Annotated in this window: 25 protein-coding genes; 17 read left to right on the top strand and 8 right to left on the bottom strand. The window is 70.7% G+C overall.

What is annotated here, in order from left to right; genetic code table 11:
- Positions 1 to 63 precede the first annotated feature (63 nt).
- The 3 genes from phhA to hspQ all read right to left on the bottom strand — a co-directional run bounded on the left by phhA (position 64) and on the right by hspQ (position 3379).
- Complete coding sequence (phhA, locus tag KF737_RS02240) at positions 64 to 927, bottom strand: phenylalanine 4-monooxygenase (RefSeq protein ID WP_296449921.1); 864 nt, start codon at positions 925 to 927, stop codon at positions 64 to 66.
- 112 nt (positions 928 to 1039) lie between these two features.
- Positions 1040 to 2923 carry a CocE/NonD family hydrolase gene (locus tag KF737_RS02235; RefSeq protein ID WP_296449920.1) on the bottom strand — a complete coding sequence of 628 codons (1884 nt, stop codon included), beginning with the start codon at positions 2921 to 2923 and terminating at the stop codon, positions 1040 to 1042.
- A 126-nt stretch (positions 2924 to 3049) separates the two neighbouring features.
- Positions 3050 to 3379, bottom strand: coding sequence for a heat shock protein HspQ (hspQ, locus tag KF737_RS02230; protein WP_296449918.1), 330 nt, complete (start codon positions 3377 to 3379; stop codon positions 3050 to 3052).
- Between the two features lie 169 nt (positions 3380 to 3548).
- Between hspQ and KF737_RS02225 the strand changes: the two genes are divergently transcribed.
- Together KF737_RS02225 and KF737_RS02220 are read left to right on the top strand one after the other, a co-directional pair.
- Complete coding sequence (locus tag KF737_RS02225; protein ID WP_296449915.1) at positions 3549 to 4631, top strand: Ppx/GppA phosphatase family protein; 1083 nt, start codon at positions 3549 to 3551, stop codon at positions 4629 to 4631.
- Entirely contained in the window at positions 4628 to 5338 is a 711-nt protein-coding gene (locus KF737_RS02220) for an RlmE family RNA methyltransferase (RefSeq protein WP_296449914.1), read from the top strand. The genes KF737_RS02225 and KF737_RS02220 overlap by 4 nt, the downstream gene beginning before the upstream one ends.
- Positions 5339 to 5633: 295 nt before the next feature.
- Here KF737_RS02220 and KF737_RS02215 read toward each other — a convergent pair whose 3' ends face one another.
- Positions 5634 to 6500, bottom strand: coding sequence for a LysR family transcriptional regulator (locus KF737_RS02215; protein ID WP_296449912.1), 867 nt, complete (start codon positions 6498 to 6500; stop codon positions 5634 to 5636).
- Between the two features lie 81 nt (positions 6501 to 6581).
- On the opposite strand from KF737_RS02215, the gene KF737_RS02210 reads away from it, so the two are divergent.
- The 5 genes from KF737_RS02210 to guaA all read left to right on the top strand — a co-directional run bounded on the left by KF737_RS02210 (position 6582) and on the right by guaA (position 12337).
- Positions 6582 to 7388: a class I SAM-dependent methyltransferase gene (locus tag KF737_RS02210; RefSeq protein ID WP_296449910.1), complete on the top strand. Its 807-nt coding sequence runs from the start codon at positions 6582 to 6584 to the stop codon at positions 7386 to 7388.
- A 71-nt stretch (positions 7389 to 7459) separates the two neighbouring features.
- Positions 7460 to 8920: an IMP dehydrogenase gene (guaB, locus tag KF737_RS02205; RefSeq protein WP_296449908.1), complete on the top strand. Its 1461-nt coding sequence runs from the start codon at positions 7460 to 7462 to the stop codon at positions 8918 to 8920.
- 25 nt (positions 8921 to 8945) lie between these two features.
- Positions 8946 to 9344: an MAPEG family protein gene (locus KF737_RS02200; protein ID WP_296449906.1), complete on the top strand. Its 399-nt coding sequence runs from the start codon at positions 8946 to 8948 to the stop codon at positions 9342 to 9344.
- Between the two features lie 4 nt (positions 9345 to 9348).
- Positions 9349 to 10626, top strand: a complete 1278-nt coding sequence (locus KF737_RS02195) for an RsmB/NOP family class I SAM-dependent RNA methyltransferase (RefSeq protein ID WP_296449904.1) — start codon at positions 9349 to 9351, stop codon at positions 10624 to 10626.
- Between the two features lie 148 nt (positions 10627 to 10774).
- Positions 10775 to 12337 carry a glutamine-hydrolyzing GMP synthase gene (gene guaA / locus KF737_RS02190; RefSeq protein ID WP_296449902.1) on the top strand — a complete coding sequence of 521 codons (1563 nt, stop codon included), beginning with the start codon at positions 10775 to 10777 and terminating at the stop codon, positions 12335 to 12337.
- A gap of 6 nt (positions 12338 to 12343) precedes the next feature.
- On the opposite strand, the gene KF737_RS02185 is transcribed toward guaA, so the two are convergent.
- Together KF737_RS02185 and KF737_RS02180 are read right to left on the bottom strand one after the other, a co-directional pair.
- Positions 12344 to 12745: a type II toxin-antitoxin system VapC family toxin gene (locus tag KF737_RS02185; RefSeq protein WP_296449900.1), complete on the bottom strand. Its 402-nt coding sequence runs from the start codon at positions 12743 to 12745 to the stop codon at positions 12344 to 12346.
- The gene (locus KF737_RS02180) at positions 12742 to 12975 is read right to left on the bottom strand and encodes an AbrB/MazE/SpoVT family DNA-binding domain-containing protein (protein WP_296449898.1); all 234 of its coding nucleotides are present in this window, start codon (positions 12973 to 12975) and stop codon (positions 12742 to 12744) included. Before KF737_RS02180 ends, KF737_RS02185 begins: the two co-directional genes overlap by 4 nt.
- 136 nt (positions 12976 to 13111) lie before the next feature.
- On the opposite strand from KF737_RS02180, the gene KF737_RS02175 reads away from it, so the two are divergent.
- On the top strand, positions 13112 to 13639 hold the full coding sequence (locus KF737_RS02175; RefSeq protein ID WP_296449896.1) for a 2'-5' RNA ligase family protein: 528 nt from the start codon (positions 13112 to 13114) through the stop codon (positions 13637 to 13639).
- Here the strand turns inward: KF737_RS02175 and KF737_RS02170 are convergent.
- A complete protein-coding gene (locus KF737_RS02170) occupies positions 13636 to 13890 on the bottom strand; it encodes a DUF2164 domain-containing protein (protein WP_296449894.1) in 255 nt (84 codons plus the stop codon). The genes KF737_RS02175 and KF737_RS02170 overlap by 4 nt on opposite strands.
- Before the next feature lie 12 nt (positions 13891 to 13902).
- Here KF737_RS02170 and KF737_RS02165 point away from each other — a divergent pair, with 12 nt between their 5' ends.
- The 8 genes from KF737_RS02165 (at position 13903) to panB (ending at position 18048) form a co-directional block, all read left to right on the top strand.
- Complete coding sequence (locus tag KF737_RS02165) at positions 13903 to 14247, top strand: ArsC family reductase (RefSeq protein ID WP_296449892.1); 345 nt, start codon at positions 13903 to 13905, stop codon at positions 14245 to 14247.
- 205 nt (positions 14248 to 14452) lie between these two features.
- Entirely contained in the window at positions 14453 to 14902 is a 450-nt protein-coding gene (locus KF737_RS02160) for a hypothetical protein (protein WP_296449890.1), read from the top strand.
- Complete coding sequence (locus tag KF737_RS02155; protein WP_296449889.1) at positions 14899 to 15429, top strand: RNA polymerase sigma factor; 531 nt, start codon at positions 14899 to 14901, stop codon at positions 15427 to 15429. The genes KF737_RS02160 and KF737_RS02155 overlap by 4 nt, the downstream gene beginning before the upstream one ends.
- Complete coding sequence (locus KF737_RS02150; RefSeq protein WP_296449887.1) at positions 15426 to 15719, top strand: hypothetical protein; 294 nt, start codon at positions 15426 to 15428, stop codon at positions 15717 to 15719. The genes KF737_RS02155 and KF737_RS02150 overlap by 4 nt, the downstream gene beginning before the upstream one ends.
- 114 nt (positions 15720 to 15833) lie before the next feature.
- On the top strand, positions 15834 to 16217 hold the full coding sequence (locus KF737_RS02145; RefSeq protein ID WP_296449886.1) for a DUF6249 domain-containing protein: 384 nt from the start codon (positions 15834 to 15836) through the stop codon (positions 16215 to 16217).
- A 25-nt stretch (positions 16218 to 16242) separates the two neighbouring features.
- Positions 16243 to 16851 carry an RNA polymerase sigma factor gene (locus tag KF737_RS02140; protein ID WP_296449884.1) on the top strand — a complete coding sequence of 203 codons (609 nt, stop codon included), beginning with the start codon at positions 16243 to 16245 and terminating at the stop codon, positions 16849 to 16851.
- Entirely contained in the window at positions 16844 to 17218 is a 375-nt protein-coding gene (locus KF737_RS02135) for a hypothetical protein (protein WP_296449882.1), read from the top strand. Before KF737_RS02140 ends, KF737_RS02135 begins: the two co-directional genes overlap by 8 nt.
- Positions 17219 to 17220: 2 nt before the next feature.
- Entirely contained in the window at positions 17221 to 18048 is an 828-nt protein-coding gene (gene panB, locus KF737_RS02130) for a 3-methyl-2-oxobutanoate hydroxymethyltransferase (RefSeq protein WP_296449880.1), read from the top strand.
- Positions 18049 to 18135: 87 nt separating this feature from the next.
- Here the strand turns inward: panB and KF737_RS02125 are convergent, their stop codons facing one another.
- Positions 18136 to 19152: a hypothetical protein gene (locus KF737_RS02125; protein ID WP_296449878.1), complete on the bottom strand. Its 1017-nt coding sequence runs from the start codon at positions 19150 to 19152 to the stop codon at positions 18136 to 18138.
- A gap of 98 nt (positions 19153 to 19250) precedes the next feature.
- Here KF737_RS02125 and KF737_RS02120 point away from each other — a divergent pair, with 98 nt between their 5' ends.
- Positions 19251 to 19943 carry a response regulator transcription factor gene (locus KF737_RS02120; protein ID WP_296449875.1) on the top strand — a complete coding sequence of 231 codons (693 nt, stop codon included), beginning with the start codon at positions 19251 to 19253 and terminating at the stop codon, positions 19941 to 19943.
- Positions 19944 to 19948 lie beyond the last annotated feature (5 nt).

Genomic DNA, 19948 nt, shown 5'->3' with positions numbered 1-19948 from the left:
CAATGGGTGGCCCGGACAAGCCGGGCCATGACGATCAGGGATGGCGGCGGAATGGCCGGCAGGTCAGGCCGTCCTCAGCGCGTAAGCCTGGGTTCCGCGCGTGAAGACCTTGTCGCTGGACAGGACGGCCTCGATCGGGATGTCCCGCTGGCTCGCCAGCGACGTGTACAGCGCGCCAAAATCGGCCAGCGTCGCGTCCAGCAGCGCCTTGAGCGACGGGATCACGAAATAGACCTGCTGGAAGTCGTCGATCCGGTAGGGCGTGCGCATCGTCCGCTCCAGGTCGAAGCCCAGGCGGTTGGGCGAGGGATCGTCGAGCGCGAAGATCGACTCCGCATGGCTGGACACGATGCCGGCGCCATAGATCCGCAGGCCCTTCGGCGTCTCCAGCAGCCCGAACTCCACCGTGTACCAGTAGAGCCGCGCCAGATGGTGCAACTGGCCCAGGCCCAGCGCCCGCAGGCCGCCTTCGCCGTACTTCTGCATGTAGTCGGCGAAGGTCGGGTCGGTCAGCATCGGCACATGGCCGAACACGTCGTGGAAGACGTCGGGTTCTTCCAGATAATCAAGCTGATCCGGCCGCCGGATGAACTGCCCGGCCGGGAAGCGCCGGTTGGCCAGGTGGTCGAAGAACACCTCGTCCGGTACGAGGCCCGGCACGGCCACGACGCTCCAGCCGGTGAGCCGCGTTAGCTCCTCGTTGATGCGGTTGAAGTCGGGGATGCCCGCCCGGTGCAGGTCCAGCGCGTCCAGGCCCTTGAGGAACGGGTCGCACGCGCGCTGCGGCAACAGCGCCGCCTGCCGCTCGTAGAGCCTCACCCAGACGTCGTGCTCGGCCGGGGTGTAGCGGTCCCAGCCCTGATCGATGGTCCAGTCGGCCTGCGCGCCCGGCGGGGGAACGAGGCTGTCGAGTTCCTTCGTCTTCATGCCGGGCAGGATGGCCGCGTTTGCGCGGAAGTTCCGTTCGGACTTCCCCGCAAAACCCGGCTTTGGCGGTAGGATAATGCAGGCGCGCGCGCCTCCGCGGCCAAAGCTTGCGTCAGCGCGCCACGGGCAGCTCCACGTAGCTCGCGGCGTCGGCGCCCACGTGGATCCGCTGCGTCTGCGCCTTGTAGGCGTCCGCCGGCGCGCGGGCGACGGAGGGCGTGAAGGTCTGCGGATTGCGGTCGTAGAGCGGGAACCAGCTCGACTGCACCTGCACCATGATCCGGTGGCCGGGCAGGAAGGTGTGGCTCGCCGCCGGCATGCGCACGCGATAGGCCAGCACCTGCCCGGGGGCGATCGCCTTGGCCGCCTTCGGGTCCTCGCGGTAGCGCCCGCGCATGATGTCGGCCGAGATCATCAGCTCGTAGCCGCCCATGTTGGCCTGCTCGCGCACCTCGGGCGGATAGACGTCGATCAGCTTCACCACCCAGTCGGCGTCGCTGCCGGTGGTGGACGCGAACAGCATCGCCGCCACGTCGCCGCGCACCGTCAGGGCCTCGGTCAGCGGCGCGCTGACGAAGGTGGCCACGTCGGGCCGGGTGGCGAAGTCGCGCTGGTCGTCGGTCAGCCACTGGCTCCAGGTGGAGTCGGGCCCGTACACCGGCCGGATCGGCCGCCGCCGGTAGGGCACGGGCCGGTTCGGGTCGGCCACGTACTCGGCGTAGCCGCCGTTCGCCTCCGGCGCGTCGAAGCCCAGCCGGCCGCCCGGCAGCAGGTAGAGCTTGCGCGTCGCCGGCGCCGTCGGCCACGCGTCCGACATCCGCCATTCATTCGCGCCCGTCTCGAAGGCGGTCACCGGCGCGATCGGCGTCGCGGGCGCCTTGCCCTTCAGATGCTGGTCGAAGAAGGCCTTGATGACCTTGCGCCGCGCCCACAGGCTGGTGTCCGAGCCCCACCTCATCGCGCCCAGCGACGAGCCGTCGGTCTGGCTTTGCCCATGGAACCAAGGGCCTACCAGCAGGAAGTTCATGTCGTTGCGGACGTCCTTGGCCTCCAGCGTCCTGTAGACCGCCAGCGTCCCGAAGCTGTCCTCCTGGTCGAAGAGGCCATGCACCAGCAGCGTCGGCACCGTCAGCGGCTGTTTCGCCAGCACCTCCTGCAAGGCCTGGTCGCGCCAGAACGGCGTGTAGGCGGCGTTGTCCAGCAACCGGTTCCAGGCCGGCAACCCGTCGAGCCCCAGCCGCCTGCCCACGCCCTCGGCGTTGCGGGCCTCCAGCATCGGGTCCCACAGATCGTACGCGCCCCAGACCGGGTCCGGGCCGTCCTTGCCGGCGATCAGGCCGTACATCCAGTCGACGTAGCCCTGCCGGAACGCCCCGTTGTGGTAGAAGTCGTCGCCCGTCCAGCCGTCGACCATCGAATACATCGGCACGGCCGCCTTCAGCGCCGGATGCGGGTCGATCAGCCCCATCAGCGTCAGCAGCCCGCCGTACGAGCCGCCCGTCAGCCCGACGCGGCCGTTGTTGTTGGGGACGTTCTTCACCAGCCAGTCGATGGTGTCCCAGGTGTCGGTGCTCTGGTCGGTCCTGCCGCTGTTGTGCGGCCCGCGGAGCGGCGAGTTCAGGATGTAGCCGCCCTCGGAGCCGTGCCGGCCGCGGATGTCCTGGTAGACGCGGATGTAGCCGTCGGTGAGGTAGTCGGCATCGGCGAGGCCGGCGTTCATCGCCGCGTTCGGGCTCGTGTCGCGCAGCACGCCCGCGATGCCGTAGGGCGTGCGCCCGAGGATGATCGGCATCGGCGACCCGCTCCTGGGGATCACGATCAGCGTCTTCAGCCTCACGCCGTCGCGCATCGGGATCATCGCCTCGCGGCGCTCGAAGTCGCGCGCGAGCGGCTGCTCGAACCGGGCCGGGATGTCGCCGGGCGCGGGCTGCGCCGGCGCCACGGACGCCACCAGAAGCGCCGCCAACCCCGCAGCGACCGAAACCACGACCTTCATGCGAACCCCCGACGCGAACCGGGGATGAAGCTAGATCAAGCCGTCAGGCGACCGCTAGGCTTGTGTCCCCTCCGATCGCACCAATAACGCGCTCGTCCCACGCATGCCCAGGGATGAGCGGTGGCGCTAGTGCCCGATGCCGGAGCGCAGCGTGTAGTGGCCTTCCTTGAAGGTCTCGAAGATCAGCGAGGCCTGCGGGTGGCCCACCGGCTCGCCGGTGTCGTCCGGCAGCAGGTTCTGCTCCGAGACATAGGCCACGTAGGCGCTCTCCTCGTTCTCGGCGAGCAGGTGGTAGAAGGGCTGGTCCTTATGCGGCCGGATGTGCTCCGGGATCGACAGCCAGTACTCCTCGGTGTTCGAGAAGACGGGATCGACGTCGAAGATCACACCACGGAACGGATAGACGCGGTGATGGACGACTTGGCCGATCGTGAATTTGGCGAGTCGCATGCTCATGCCGCCGAATCTAAGCCTTCCATGCTGACCAGAAGGTGAACGTAGCCATGAGTTGGCGTCATTCAACCGTCGTCTTCCCTTAAAGCCGCGCCGCGGGCTAAGGTCGCCGCGAAATGAGGCGCCGGGCTCAATGGGGGACCGCCGCGCCTGCGTGGGACGGGTGATGTCCATGGATGAGGCGCCGCGCGCGCCCAGGCCGCTTCAACGCGGCCGGGACAGGTCTGTCGGCGAGCCACCGTGCTACGCCGCGCTCGACCTGGGCACCAACAACTGCCGCCTGCTGATCGCCACGCCCAGCGCGCACGGCTTCCGCGTGGTGGAGGCCTATTCGCGCATCGTGCGCCTGGGCGAGGGGCTGTCGCAGAGCGGCCGGCTCTCCGACGCGGCCATGGAGCGCGCGCTGGCGGCGCTGAAGGTCTCGGGCGAGAAGGTGCGCCGCCGCAAGGTGGTGAGGTTCCGCGCCATCGCCACCCAGGCCTGCCGCATGGCCGAGAACGGCCAGGCCTTCGTGAACCGCGTCGCCAACGAGACCGGCGTGAAGCTCCAGGTCATCAGCCCGCAGGAGGAGGCCAGGCTCTCGGTCGCCGGATGCCTGAACCTGCTGGACGTCCGCCACGACGCCGCGCTCGTAGTGGACGTCGGCGGCGGCTCCACCGAGCTCTCCTGGGTCGAGCTCAAGGGCGTGACCGCGGGCCAGATGCCGCCGGTGCGCGCCTGGCTCTCGGTGCCGATCGGCGTCGTCACCCTGGCCGAGCGGTTCCCGGAGGGCGAGGTCGCCACCGAGGGCTGGTTCCGCCGCATGGTCGACCACGTGAAGGCCGAGATATCCGCCTTCCGCCGCGCCGACCCGCTGAAGCCGGTGTTCGACGCCGACCGCGCGCATCTCATCGGCACCTCGGGCGCCATCACCAGCCTGGCCGGCATGCACCTGAGGCTGCCGCGCTATGACCGCAACCGCGTCGACGGCATCTGGATGACCCGCGGCCAGTGCGATGACGCCGCCGCCGGCCTCCTGGCGCTCAGCGCCGCCGAACGCGCCGCCCAGCCCTGCATCGGCCCCGACCGCGCCGACCTCGTCCTGGCCGGCGCCGCCATCCTCCAGGCCGTGCAGGAACAGTGGCCCTGCAACCGCGTGCGCGTCGCCGACCGGGGCCTGCGCGAGGGCATCCTGCTGTCGCTGATGTCGGAACGCGGCCGTCCGCGCCGCCGCAAGCGCCGCCGCAGCCGCAGCGGTGTAAAGAAGGCCGCATGACCGACGAGCCGCCGCCCCGCAAGCGCATGGTGAAGCCGCCCACGGGCGGCCTGGAAGGCGGCCGTGGCAAGCCCGCGCGCCTGAAGACCGCCAAGGAGCGCACCCCCAGCCAGCAGGCCTGGCTCGAGCGCCAGATCAACGACCCGTTCGCCGCCAGGGCCCGCGCCCTCGGCTACCGCAGCCGCGCGGCCTTCAAGATCACCGAGATCGACGACCGCTTCCGCCTGTTCCGCAAGGGCGCGAAGGTCGTGGACCTGGGCCTGGCGCCCGGCGGCTGGACGCAGGTCGCCGTCCAGCGCGGCGTCACCGAGATCGCCGGCGTCGACCTGCTGCCGGTCGATCCGCTGCCGCCCGCCCACATCCTGCAGATGGACTTCACCGATCCCGCGTGCGGGCCGAAGCTGATCGAGCTCCTCGGCGGCGCGCCTGACGTGGTGATGTCCGACATGGCCCCCAACACCATCGGCCACCGCGAGACCGACCACCTGCGCATCGTGGGCCTGATCGAAGCCGCCATCGACTTCGCCGTCGAGGTGCTGAAGCCGGGCGGCGCCTTCGTCGCCAAGGCCTTCCAGGGCGGCGGCACCGACCGCCTCATCGCCGGCCTCAAGCAGCACTTCCGCGACGTCAGGAACGTGAAGCCCAAGGCCAGCCGCCAGGATTCGAGCGAAGTCTTCCTGGTGGCGACGGGGTTCAAGGGGCGCTGACCCACGAGATCTCTGCCGCTGATCAACGCTCCCCCACCGCGTGTCATCCCGGTTTTCGCGGCACGCGAAAGACCGGGACCCAACCGTCCGGTGCTCTGAGCGGGCCAGTATGGCCCCGACCGCCGGGGCCGCCCCCAGCCATCGACGCACCGGAAGGTTGGGTCCCGGTCTTTGGCTGCGCCAAAACCGGGATGACAGGCGATGGGATAGCTTGCCCTTTCCACCATCCGCTCTTCCCCCGGCCTTCGCCGGGGTCGGCGGACGGTCCCCCTTTCCCGCTTGCGGGAAAGGAAGGTCACCCCTCCGGCGCCTCCGCCATCCGGGCGCCTTCGGCCACCAGCCAGTCGCGGAAGCGGTCCAGGGCGCGGCTGTGTGCGCCCGGGGCGGCGATCATGGCGAAGGCGCTGCCCGAGCGGCGGAAGCCGAGCGGGGCGACCAGCCGGCCCGCCGCGATGTCCTCGGCCACGAAGGGCCAGCTCACCACCGCCGCACCCAGGCCCGCGAGCGCCGCGTCCTGGGCGAAATGGACGTGGGCGAACGGCCGCTCCGGGGCGGGGCGCAGTTCGACGCCGGCATGCTCGGCCCAGATGTGCCAGGCCTCGGGATGGGTCTGGGCGGCGAGGCGAGGGGCCTTCAGGAGATCGCCCCCGAACCGCTCGGCCAGCCCGGGCGTCATCACCACGCCGAGGGCGTTGCGGATGAACGGCGTGACGGCCGGCTCCTCCAGCCGCGACAGCGGCACGATCCGCAGCACCGCCTGGGCGCCGCGATGCGAGGTCGCGTGCGGCGAGAGTTCCGAGAGCTGCAGCCGCACCTGCGGGTGCGCCGCCTGGAACGCCGCCAGCCGCGGGATCAGCCACTTCACCGACAGCGACGCATTGACGGCGACGTGCAGGTCCGCAGCCCCGGTCCGCACCTTCCGCACCGCCGTGGCGATCTGGTCGAAGGCCTCGGTCAGCGCGGGCAGCAGCTCGCGGCCCGCCGCCGTCAGCTCCAGCCGGTTCTTCGGCCCCGAGAACAGCCGCACGCCCAGCGCCGCCTCCAGCGCCTTCACCTGCCGGCTCACCGCCGAATGGGTGACGGACAGTTCCTCGGCCGCCAGCGTGACCCGCCCGGTGCGCGCCATCGCCTCGAACGCCCGGAGCGCGTTCAGCGACGGCAACGGCCCTGATGTGAGATTTTCGAACATCATGGGTCGAATAAGTCGATTTCCTCAAATCGGCAATCCGGGCACGAGCTGGCCATGGAAGCCCACACCTCCCCCGATCCGCCCCTGGCTCCGGTCGACTACGACAAGGTCCAGCACCAGACCTACGCCCGGGGCCGCGTGCTCCCCGCCGAGGCGATCGCCCGCTACATGGCGGTGTTCGCAGAGCATCTCCCCGAGCGCCGGCCGCTCGCCGGCATCGACCTCGGCTCCGGGACCGGCCGCTTCAGCCCCGCCCTCGCCGACGCGTTCGGCGGCCCGGTCTGGGGCGTCGAGCCCGCCGACGGCATGCGCGCCGCGGCGGTGGCGGACGCCGCCCATCCGCACGTGACCTACCTGGCCGGCCGCGCCGAGGCGATCCCGCGGCCGGACGCTTCGGCCGACTTCGTGCTGATGTTCCTCTCGTGGCACCACGTGGCCGACAAGCTGGCCGCCGCCCGCGAGATCGCCCGCGTGCTCAGGCCCGGCGGCCGCCTGATCCTGCGCAGCACCTTCCAGGAGCGCATCCCCGACCACTGGTGGCGCGGCTACTTCCCACGTAGCTGGGACATCGAACGGGCCATGTTCCAGACCGAGGCCGAGGTCCGCGGGATCGTCGAGGCCGCCGGCTTCGGGACCGTGGCGTCCGTGCGGACGGAGGTCCCCTTCGAAGGCGATATCGCCAACCTGGTGGAACGGCTGAAGCACCGCGCCGTCTCGACCTTCGAGCACATGACGGAGGAGGAGCTCCGCGAAGGCTTCGACCGCATCGACGCCGACCTCGCCGCCGGCGCCATCGTGGAAAAGCCCACCTTCGGCGACTTCATCGTCTTCGAGACCCCGCAGGAGCCCGCAATCGCATGAACGCCCCCTTCAGGCCCCTTGCCCCGTCCGCAGGCGAACCCCTATACGCGTCCCGCAAAACGGAGAGTCTCATGGAGATTCGCGAAGGGCTCACCTTCGACGATGTTTTGCTCGAACCCGGCGCGTCCGACGTCATGCCCACGCAGGTGGACGTCTCGACCCGGTTCACGCGCGAGATCAGTCTGAACATCCCCCTGGTGTCCGCCGCCATGGACACCGTCACCGAAAGCCGGCTGGCCATCGCCATGGCCCAGGCCGGCGGCATCGGCGTCCTGCACCGCAATCTTACCGTCGAGGAGCAGGCCGACCACGTCCGCGAGGTGAAGCGCTACGAGAGCGGCATGGTCATCAACCCGATGACCATCGGGCCGGACACCACCCTGGGTGAGGTCCGCCAGATCAAGGCGCGCCGCCACATCTCGGGCTTCCCGGTGGTGGACGAGGCCGGCAAGCTGGTCGGCATCCTCACCAACCGCGACATGCGCTTCGAGGGCCGCGACGACATCCCGGCCCGCGAGCTGATGACCTCGCAGGGCCTGGTCACGGTGAAGGAGGGCGTCGGCCAGGACGAGGCCCGCAACCTGCTCAGCCGCCACAAGATCGAGCGCCTGATCGTGGTCGACGACGACAACCGCGCCGTCGGCCTGATCACCGTCAAGGACATGGAGAAGTCCCAGCAGCATCCCTTCGCCGCGAAGGATGCGCAGCGGCGCCTCCTCGTCGCCGCCGCCTCGACGGTGGGCGATGCGGGCTACGAACGCTCCATGGCCCTGGTGGACGCCGGCGTCGACGTCGTCGTCATCGACACCGCCCATGGCCACAACGCCTCGGTCTCCGACGCCGTCGCCCGCGTGAAGCGCGAGACCAACCGCGTGCAGATCGTCGCCGGCAACGTCGCCACCTACGACGGCGCCCGCGCGCTGATCGACGCCGGCGCCGATGCGGTGAAGGTCGGCATCGGCCCGGGCTCCATCTGCACCACCCGCATCGTGGCCGGCGTGGGCGTGCCGCAGCTCACCGCCATCATGGACGCCGTCCGCGCCGCGGAAGGCACGGACGTCCCGATCGTCGCCGACGGCGGCATCAAGTACTCGGGCGACCTCGCCAAGGCGCTCGCGATGGGCGCGTCGGTGGCGATGATGGGCTCGGTCTTCGCGGGCGTCGACGAGGCGCCGGGCGAGGTCTTCCTCTACCAGGGCCGCAGCTACAAGGCCTACCGCGGCATGGGCTCGCTGGCGGCGATGGGGCAGGGGTCGGCCGACCGCTACTTCCAGAAGGACGTGAAGGACAGCCTGAAGCTCGTGCCCGAGGGCATCGAGGGGCAGGTCGCCTACAAGGGCCCGATCGCGCCCATCCTGCACCAGATGGTGGGCGGCCTGCGCGCCGCCATGGGCTACGTCGGCGCGCCGGACCTCGGCGAGTTCCGCCGGCGGGCGCGGTTCATCCGCATCACCAACGCGGGCCTGCGCGAGAGCCACGTCCACGACGTGATGATGACCCGCGAGGCGCCGAACTACTCGAACCCCACCTAGGGGGCTTGGCGGGAAGGGAAGGGCGATGGACGTCGCGATCGAACTGAAGCTGCTGGCCGCCGCGGTGGTCGTGGGGCTGGTCCAGCTCCTCTGGGCCGCCGGCGCGGCGCGGGCGCAGCAGGACATGAAGTGGGCCGCCGGCCCCCGCGACACGCCCATGCCGATCACCGGCGTGGCCGCCCGCCTGGAGCGCGCGTTCTGGAACTTCGCCGAGACCTTCCCCTTCTTCGCTGTGGCGGTCCTGGCGGCCGCCGTCGCCGGCAAGCTGGGCCAGCCGCTCACCGTCTGGGGCGCCTGGGCCTATGTGGTCGGGCGCGCGCTCTACGTTCCGCTCTATGCGACCGGCGTGCCGCTGGTGCGCACGATCGTCTGGTTCGTGGCCATGGCCGGCATGCTGGCCGTGCTCGCGGCCCTCTTCCGGTGAGCCGATGCGCGACGGCGGACGCCTGGCGGCGGCGATAAAGATCATCGAAGAGACCCTGGCCCGCCATCGCCCCGTCCGCCTGGCCCTGAAGTCCTGGGGCGACGGCGCGCGCTACGCGGGCGCCAGGGACCGCGCCTTCGTCTCCGGCCTCGTGCTCGACGTGCTGCGCCGCAGGCGCTCGCTGGGCTGGCGCATGGGCGACGACAGCCCGCGCGCCCTGGCGCTGGCCGCCCTGCGGTTCTCGTGGGGCTGGCCGGTCCAGCGCGTCGCCGACGCCGCCGGGGATGAGCCGCACGGCCCTGGCCCGCTCACCGACGCCGAGCGCGCCGGCCTCGAAGCGCCCCGCGACCTCGCCGACGCGCCTGCGCCTGTCCGCGGCGACTATCCCGATTGGCTCGACGCCGCGCTGGCCCGCGTCTTCGGCGACGCCCGCGGCGAGGAGGCCGCCGCCCTGGCCGAGCGCGCGCCCGTCGACCTGCGGGTCAACACGCTGAAGACCGACCCCGCCCGCGCCGCCAGGGCGTTGGCCCCGTTCGAGCCGCAGGCGCCCGGCCTCGCGCCCAACGCTCTCCGCGTCGCCGCCCCCGAGGCCGCCGAGCGCGCCGGCGCCGTCGAGGCGATCCCGCAGTTCGGCAAGGGCTGGTTCGAGATCCAGGACCTGGGCAGCCAGGTCGCAGCCCTCGCGGCCGGCGACGTGAAGGGCCAGCAGGTGCTCGACCTCTGCGCGGGCGGCGGCGGCAAGACCCTCGCGCTGGCCGCCGAGATGGCCAACACCGGCCAGATCTACGCCTACGACAGCGACGCGCGCCGGCTGACCGACACCGTCCGCCGCGGCGAACGCGCGGGCATCCGCAACCTCCAGGTCCGCACGCCCCTCGCCAAGGACCCGCTGAAGGGCCTCGAAGGCCGCATGGACCTCGTCTTCATCGACGCGCCCTGCACCGGCACGGGCTCGTGGCGCCGCCACCCCGACACCAAGTGGCGTCTGACGCCCGAGGCCCTGGCGCGCCGCCGGAAGGACCAGGACGGCGTCCTCGACGACGGCGCCGCCTTCGCCCGGCCCGGCGGCCGGATCGTCTACGTCACCTGCTCGGTGCTGCCCGACGAGGACGAGGACCGCGTCGAGGCCTTCCTGGCCCGCAACCCCGCCTTTGCCCGCCGGCCCGCGTCCGAGGCGCCCGAACTCGCCCGGTTCCTCACGCCCGCCGGCGACCTGCGCCTCACCCCCCGCACCTCCAACACCGACGGCTTCTACGTCGCCGTGCTGGAGAAGGCGCGGTGATCGTCCTGCGCGCCGCAGGCGCTCTCATTCCGAACCACCAAGGTCACCAAGCACACCAAGACCTCCGGGCTCCCTTGGTGAGCTTGGTGACCTTGGTGGTTGAATTCATCGGCGCTCGCGCGTCGGAAGCCTCGACGAACGGACCCGCATGACCGCCCAAGCCCACGAGAAAGTCCTCATCGTCGACTTCGGCAGCCAGGTGACCCAGCTCATCGCGCGCCGGCTGCGCGAGGCGGGCGTCTATTGCGAGATCCACCCGTTCGACAAGGTCGACGACGCGAAGATCGCGGCGTTCGGTCCCAAGGCGATCATCCTGTCCGGCGGCCCGGCCAGCGTGCATGAGGCCGAGAGCCCGCGGGCGCCGCAGACGGTGTTCGAGCTCGGCGTGCCGGTGCTGGGCATCTGCTACGGCGAGATGACCATGTGCGCCCAGCTTGGCGGCGCGGTGGAAGGCGGCCACGACCGCGAGTTCGGCCGCGCCGAGATCCAGATCCGGAAGGCCTCGCCGCTGCTGGAAGGCCTGGGCGAGCCCGGCGACAACGAGACCGTCTGGATGAGCCACGGCGACAAGATCACCGCGATCCCGCAGGGGTTCGACGTGGTGGCGACGTCCGAAGGCAGTCCCTACGCCGTCATCGCCGACGAAGCCCGCCGCTTCTACGGCATCCAGTTCCACCCCGAGGTGGCGCACACGCCGCGCGGCGCCCTGATCCTGAAGAACTTCACCCACCGCATCGCCGGCCTCAGCGGCGACTGGACCATGGCCAGCTACCGCCAGGAGCAGATCGCCAGGATCCGCGCCCAGGTCGGCGACGCGAAGGTCATCTGCGGCCTGTCGGGGGGCGTGGACAGCTCGGTCGCCGCGGTGCTGATCCACGAGGCGATCGGCGACCAGCTCACCTGCGTCTTCGTCGACACCGGCCTGCTGCGGAAGGACGAAGCGACCCAGGTCGTGACCCTCTTCCGCGACCACTACAACATCCCCCTGGTCCACGTGGACGCCGGCGACCTCTTCCTCGGCGAGCTGACCGGCGTCAGCGACCCCGAGACCAAGCGCAAGACCATCGGCCGCCTCTTCATCGAGGTGTTCGACAAGGAGGCCGCCAGGATCGAGGGCGCCGCCTTCCTGGCCCAGGGCACCCTCTATCCCGACGTCATCGAGAGCCCGTCCACCACCGGCGGCCCCTCGGCGGTCATCAAGAGCCACCACAACGTGGGCGGCCTGCCGGACTACATGAAGCTCAAGCTGGTCGAGCCGCTGCGCGAACTCTTCAAGGACGAGGTCCGCGCCCTCGGCGTCGAGCTCGGCCTGCCGCCGGCCTTCGTCGGCCGCCACCCGTTCCCGGGCCCGGGCCTGGCCATCCGCATCCCCGGCGAGATCACCCGCGAGAAGGTCGCCGTGCTCCAGGCCGCCGACGCCATCTACCTCGACGAGATCCGCAAGGCCGGCCTCTACGACAGGATCTGGCAGGCTTTCGCCGTCCTGCTGCCGGTGAAGACCGTCGGCGTCATGGGCGACGCGCGCACCTACGAGAGCGTGCTGGCGCTGCGCGCCGTCACCTCCACCGACGGCATGACCGCCGACTTCTTCGAGTTCCCCTGGGACGTCCTCGGCCGCTGCGCCACGCGCATCATCAACGAGGTCCGCGGCGTCAACCGCGTCGTCTACGACGTCACGAGCAAGCCCCCGGGCACGATCGAGTGGGAGTAGGCGGCTTCAGCGGAGCCAGTTGGCCACCTCCAGGCCCTCCACGCGCACGAATTCCCGCTCGTTGTCGGTGACGACGACGCATCCGGCGCAGAGGGCGTGGGCGGCGATCAGCATGTCGTTGCCCCCGATGGGGAGGCCGGCCGCCTCGAGCCCCGCCCGCAGCTTCGCATAGGCGATGTCGGCCGGCGCATCGAACGGCAGCACGTCCAGCGCCGACAGGATGTGCTCCAGTTGCGCCGTCAGCCGCGCGGAGCCTCGCTTGGCGGCGCCGAAGCGGAGTTCGGCCGCGACGACGATGCTGGTGCAGATCGACCGTTCGCCGACCGCGGCGATGCGGGCCGAGACCTGTCCCCGTGGATTGCGCACCAGGTCCGAGAGGATGTTGGTGTCGAGCAGATAGCGGCTCAAAGCGAGACCGGCGCCGGCGGCGGGTCGTCGACCTCCGCGAAGCTGTCCTCGATCGGGTCCAATTGCGCCAGGATCGCGAGCAGGGAGCGCGGCGGCGCCGCCTCGATGATCAGCTTGTCGCCGTCGCGCCGGATGATGGCGTCCTCGCCCGGAAGCTCGAACTCGCGCGGAATCCGCACCGCCTGGTTCCGGCCGTTCTTGAACAGCTTGATGTGACGGTAAGGGCTCATCTCCGATACATAGCCTATGTCAAGGCATATGCCAATCTGTCTTGGGGACGATGCGGGACGGGGGCGGCTCCGCGCCGCTGCGGATTGACTCTGCGGCGTCCCGGGCGTTCCTATGGAACATAATAGGAACGATCCGATGCCGCCGCAGCACCGCTACGCCTTCGTGCTCCAGCCTGACGCCGAGGCGGCGGGGCGGATCGGGCGGCTGACGGAACGGCTCCTGCGGGTCCGTGGCGGGCGGCCCACGCCGCCGGCGCGGTTGCACGTGTCGCTGGCCTCGGTGGGCGGGGAGGGGGCGCCGAACCCCGACCGCGCGCGCCGCGCCGCGCGGGCGGCCGCGATGGTGCGCCGGGACCGCTTCGTCCTCGCCTTCAACCGCATCGCCGTGTTCGAGACGGCGCGGGCGCTCGTGCTGCGGGGCGACGAAGGGGTGATCGGCGTCGACCTCCTGCAGGCCGCGCTCGGCGCCGCCCTGGCCGACGCCGGCGTGACGCCCCGGCGTCGTCGGGCCTTCGAGCCCCACCTGACGCTCGTGCGCGACGCCGACGCCGCGCCCGAGGTCGTCATCGCGCCGCTCGCCTGGACCGCCCGCGAGTTCCTGCTCGTCCACGGCGTCGCGGGGCGGCCGCGCTACGACGTCGTCGCCCGCTTCCCGCTGGGCTAGGGCCGCTTCGGCGGCGTCTGCTCCAGTTGCCAGATGGCTTCGCCCAGTTCTTCCAGCTTCTTGCCCAGCAGCGCCTGGGCGTCGGCCAGCGCCTGGTTGTAGAAGTAGGGGCCGAGGGTCTCGGTGACGAAGTCCAGCAGGAACACCGCGTCGAATCCCGTCACCTCCAGGTCCAGCTCGGCCTTGAGGTAGCGGCTCAGCGCCCGGCTGGCGGCGTCGCGGTCTTCCTTGGTGAGTTCGATCTTCGGCATGGGAGGGCCACGATGGCCGCGACGCTGTACGGCATCAAGAACTGCGACACGATGAAGAAGGCCTGGACCTGGCTCGACGGCCACGGCGTGGCCTACGACTTCCACGACTACAGGAAGGCCGGCCTCGACCGCGCCACCCTCGAAGGCTGGGTGAAGGCCGTCGGCTGGGAGGTCCTGCTCAACAAGGCCGGCACGACCTTCCGCAACCTCCCCGACGCCGACAGGCAGGGGATCGACGCGGCGAAAGCCGTCGACCTGATGCTGGCCAATCCCTCGATGATCAAGCGCCCGGTCCTCGACCAGGACGGCCGCCTCACCGTCGGCTTCAAGCCCGAGGTGTACGAAACGCTCCTGTAGCGCCGCAGGCGCCGCAAGGATTCAACCGCGGAGATCGCGGAGATACGCAGAGAGTCCGGCGCGCGACCCTCCTCCGCGCATCTCCGCGATCTCCGTTGTTTTCATTTTACCGCTCCCGCCGCATCCGTTTCCGCGACCGGCGGCGACTACGGGGCAAGAGGACGGCGGAGACGGCTCCGTGCGGTCCGCACCCTGGAGACCCGCGATGGAGTCCTTCTTCTACGGCTACTGGTGGCTGATCTTCCCGATCATGTTCTTCGCGTTCGGCGCCTTCGACCGCTGGCTCGCCTACAAGCGCAGCCAGGAACGGCTGAACCTCGTCCGCGAGTTCACCAGCCAGGGCAAGGACCCGCCCCCCGAGCTGATGCGCGCCATCCACGACGAGGAAGCCCTCGACGATCCGGACTCCGCCTACGGCCGCTATGACCGCTACGGCCGCCGCTACCGCCGCCACTACTGGCGCATGGGGCCGTACTGGGCCTGGCGCACGGCGATCATCACCGGCTCGGTCGCCGCGGGCTTCTGGTTCGCCTCGGAGTACGCCGACTTCCCCGGCGTGGACGGGCCGTTCCGCCTGGTGGCGGTGATCATGACCTGCGTCGCGGTCGGCCACGCCATCGCGGCCATCTTCTCCACCATCTTCCGGGCCAGGTGAGCCCGGAAGGCCTCGATATCGCGCTGGTCGAGCAGGCCCGGGCCGGCTCGACGGCGGCGTTCGCGCGGCTGGTGGAGCGCCACCAGCAGGCCGTGCGCGCCTTCCTGCGCCGCGCCTGCGGCGACTGGGCCCTGGCCGACGATCTCGCGCAGGAGACGTTCCTGACCGCCTGGTCGCGCATCGGCCGTCTCGAATCCGGGGCGTCCGTCCGCGCCTGGCTCTGCGGCATCGGCTGGAACAAGCACCTCGCCGCCGTCCGCAGCCGCGCCCGCGACCGCACCCGCGAGGCCGCGTACGAAGCCGGAAAGCCGCCGCAAGCCTCGGCCATGAGCGACGAGCGCATGACGCTCGAGGCCGCCATGGCCCAGCTCCCGCCCGACCAGCGCGCCTGCGTGGCGCTCTGCCTGGCGGCCGACTTCAGCCACGCGGAGGCCGCCGAGGCGCTGGGCCTGCCGCTGGGCACGGTGAAGTCCCATGTGACGCGGGGCCGCGCGCGGCTCCTCGACGTGCTAGGAGGGTCCCGATGACCGACGCGCACCTGAAGGCGCTGTTCGCGCAGGACGAGCCGCCCGCCCGCGATCCGGCCTTCTCAGCCGCGGTGATGGAGGCCGTGGCGCGCCGCCGCTTCCTGCTGGACGTCGCCTGGCTGTCGGGCGCGACCCTGATCGGCGGCCTGATCCTGTGGGCGCTCTGGCCGGTCCTGCACCCGCTGCTGGCCCAGGTCGGCGGCCAACTCGGCCCCGTCGCCGCCGCCGTCACGCTCGCGGCGGTGGCCGTCGTCCTGGCGGACGGGCGCGCAACGGCCCCCGCCGGCTGAAACATGGACAAGCTTTCATCCGGCCTTCTGCATCCGACCGGGCAGGTCTAGGTCTCTTTCCCAGCAGAGACGGGCGCTCCCCGCCCGGCCAGACTTGGAGAGGAGAACGAGAAGATGGAGTCCGTGCTGATTGTCCTGATCATCTTCGGGAGCTTCGCGTCGCTGTTCATCGTGCCGCGCTACTTCAAGAGCATCGAGCGCCAGAAGATGGCCGAGACGCTCCGCGTGGCCATCGAGAAGGGCCAGCCCCTGCCGGGCGAGGTCATCGACGCCATGTCGAGCGACGTGCGCACCGATCCGCGCCTGCCGTCGCCCCAGCGCGACCTGCGCATCGGCATCATCTGGCTGGGCGTGGGCATCGGCCTGGCGGCCTTCGGCGGGGCCCTCAGTTTCGAGGAAGCCGACGCGCTGCTGCCGATCCTCGGCTTCGCGGCCTTCCCGACCTTCATCGGCCTGGCGTTCATCGCCCTCGGCCTGATGAACAAGCCCAGGGCCTGAGCCGCCGGATCGGGGGATCACGCCCATGCCGGGCAAAAGTCTCAGTTTCGCCAGCCAGCACGACGTAGAGCTCTGCGCCTACGCCGCGGCCGGCGAGCGGCGCGCCTTCGGGGAGCTGGTGCGTCGCCATGGCTCGGCCGTCCGTAATCTGCTGCGGCGGATGGGGGCGCAGGCGGCCGAGGCCGACGATGTCGCCCAGGATGCGTTCCTGGCGGCGTTCGAGAGGATTTCCGAGTTCCGCGGCGAGGGCACGTTCACGGGCTGGGTGAAGCGCATCGCCGCCAGGCTCTACCTGCGCCGGCTGCAGCGCGAGAAGCGTCTCGCCGCCCTGGCGGCCGAGGAAGGCCGGGAGGAGGCGGACGCCGCCGCCGGTCTCGGGAACGGCGGGGACGCCGACCGCCGCATGGACCTGGAGGAGGCCATGAAGGCCCTCTCCGCGCCCGAGCGGCTGTGCGTGTCCATGTGCTACGGCGCGGGCCTGTCCCACGGGGAAGCCGCCGAGGCCTTGAACCTGCCGCTTGGAACGGTCAAATCCCATGTCAAACGTGGTCTGGATAAGCTCCGGGCGCGGCTCGCGCCCAACGGGGAGCCGAACGAGGGGGCTGTGGTGGAAGGGAGGCGGAGCAATGGCTGAGGTCGATTTCGAACGCCGTCTCGAGCGCCTGTTCGCCCAGAGCCCCGACATGCCCGACGCGCAGGCCTTCGCCGAGCGCGTCGAACGCCGCCTAGACCGGGGCTGGAACCTCCGGCGCTGGCTGATCGGGGCCGCGGGCCTCGCCGGCGGCGTCGTCGGCGCCAGCCAGCTCGTGATGTCCAACCTCTTCCAGCGCGTCGAGAGCGCCGAGCAGTCCGCCCGGGTGCTTTCACAAGGACTTGCGCGCGTCACGCCCACAACCGACATGGTGTCCGCGCTCTCGGGCGGCTATGGGCTGTGGATCGCCGTCGGCCTGGCTTTCGTGACCATGGGCGTGTTCGCGGCGAGGTTGGTCCAGGAGTTCTAGTCGTGTCTTCGCATCGCCAGGAGACGGTCCGGCGCCTCGCCGCACCGGACATCGCCGCGCGCAAGGGCGGCGTCCCCATCGTCTGCCTCACGGCCTACACCGCCCCGATGGCCGAGATCCTCGACCAGCATTGCGACCTGATGCTGGTGGGCGACAGCGTCGGCATGGTCGTCCACGGCCTGCCCAACACCGTCGGCGTCACGCTGGAGATGATGATCCTGCACGGCCAGGCGGTGATGCGCGGATCGCGCCGCGCCATGGTCGTGGTCGACATGCCCTTCGGCAGCTACGAGGGCAGCCCGCAGGACGCCTTCGCCAACGCCTCGCGGATCATGAAGGAGACCGGCGCCTCGGCCGTGAAGGTCGAGTCCGGCGAGACCATCGTCGCCAACATCGAATACCTGGTGAAGCGCGGCGTCCCCGTCATGGGCCACGTGGGCCTCAGGCCCCAGGCCGTGCTCGTGGACGGCGGCTTCAAGGCCAAGGGCAAGCTCGACCACGAGCGCCGCCGCATCCTCGACGAAGCCCGCGCCACCGCCGAGGCCGGCGCCTTCGCCATCGTCGTCGAGGGCGTCGCCGAGGGCCTCGCCCGCGAGATCACCGAGGCCGTCGCCGTCCCCACCGTCGGCATCGGCGCCAGCGTCGGCTGCGACGGCCAGATCCTCGTCACCGACGACATGCTGGGCCTCTTCGACTGGACCCCGAAGTTCGTGAGACGCTACGGCGACCTCCGCACCCAGATCGGCAAGTCGGTCGCCGCCTACGCCGACGACGTGAGGCAACGGAAGTTCCCGGGGCCCGCCGAGATCTACTTCGCGAAGGCGGGGTAGGGGCGAGGCCGGACGCCGTGCGGCGGGCAGGCGAAACGGGACCGGACCGTCGCAGCCCGATCCCGCCCTGCCGTCGCATGACGCCGGTCAGTTCGGCCGACTGTTGAAGGTGTAGCTCCGGGCGCAGCCCGAGGCGGCGGCTTCCCAGCCGCCCACATGGTCGTTCGGATCGGTCGACAGGCACCAGCCGCGGCCGTTGTCCCGCCCGTCCCAGATGATCATGGCGTCGTCGCGATAGACCCGCACCTGGTCGATGAACATGGCGTCCCCACCGTCGGTGCTGACCCGCACCGCATCGACGACCTTGTCCGTGGTCAGCGCGGTTTCCAGATAGCCCCGGGAGAAGGTCCCGCAGTCCGAGACGTTGCCCTTGACCATCTGGCGGCCGGCGCTGACCCCGTTCGACAGGAAGTCGACCGTGATGGTGTTGCCGGTGGCCGTGTCGCGCAGGTCCGAGTGGCAGAAGTCGATGTTGGCCCGGTAGACCAGTTGCGCGACGCCCAGCGTCTTGTCGATCGCGACGGGCGCCCAGGCGGTGCCCTTCACCTCGAGGCTGCCCGGCGTGCCGGCGTAGAAGATGGCCTTGCCGTCCGGCAACGCCATGCCCACCGCCGAGACGACGGCCCCCACCGCCGCGGCGGCCGCCGGGCAGGCGGCGCCGGCGCTGCCCGCGCAGGCCACGGCGCCGCCGATGCCGACGACCGTGCCCGCCGCCAGCGTGATCGCCTCGTTCAGGAACTCCGCGCCGACGACCGACACGAGGGCCAGGCGGGGGGGCTGGATGCCGGTGACGCCGCCGTAGCAGGACTGCTGGCCGACCGCGATGGTGTCCTCGTAGACCGGGCCGGCCCCGCCGATCGGCTTGATCGTGCCGACCCTTTCGTCGTTGGGGGTCAGCGGGTCGTCGTTCTTCAGGCCCGGCGTGTAGTCGACCTTCCTCGGATCGTACCAGCGCACCTTGGCGACGATGCCGGTGCCGAAGACGTTCTTCACGCACTGCGTGTACAGGGTCGGCGGCTGGGCCTGCGCCGCGACGGGATTGAGCGCGACCGCGCTGACGCCGCTCAGCATGAGCGAAAGCGACGTGACGACCTTCATGAGCATGCGAACTCCCTCCGAGGCCTCCATGGCCTGCCTCTTGGGGTAGGTCGTCCAAAGCTTGACCGTCGATCACCGGATCAGGTGATTGTCCGGACGGGGGGATGGCGCATCCTTTCGAGACCAAGCGCGTGCAAGCCGGGGGACCGCCGATGATCCGAGTCGCTGTCGTCGAAGACGATCCGGTGATGCGCGATCACCTCTCCCGCGCGATCGAGGGATGCGAGGACATGCTGTTGACCGCGACGGCCGCCAACGTGGCCGAGGCGGAGGGGATGATCGAGGCGGGCGGCTACGACGTGCTGCTCTGCGACCTCGGGCTTCCGGACGGCAGCGGCGTCTCGCTGATCCGCAAGGAGGCGCTGACGGGCCGCGACACCGACATCCTCGTGATCACGGTCTTCGCGAACCAGAACAAGGTGCTGGATGCGATCCGCGCCGGCGCCCGCGGCTACCTGCTCAAGGACGAGCGGATCGAGGACTGCATGGCGGCGGTGCGCGAGATCCGCCGGGGCGGGTCGCCGATCAGCCCGATCATCGCGCGCCAGCTTCTCGGTGAGATCCGCCCCGACCCAAACGTGCCCCGCCCGATGGCGTCGCCTCTGTCCGAACGCGAGTACGAGGTGCTCAACCTCCTGTCGCGCGGCTTCTCCAACGCCGAGTGCGCGGAGATCCTCACCGTCTCGGGCAATACGATTGGCACGCACATCAAGAACATCTACCGGAAGCTTGAGGTGAACAGCCGTGCCGAAGCCCTGTTCGAAGCATCGTCCCAAGGATGGTTCTCGCGCGGCTAGGACGC

Origin of the sequence: Phenylobacterium sp. (assembly GCF_019636135.1) — a bacterium.
Lineage (GTDB): Bacteria > Pseudomonadota > Alphaproteobacteria > Caulobacterales > Caulobacteraceae > Phenylobacterium.
This window is presented reverse-complemented; position numbering and strand designations above follow the sequence as displayed.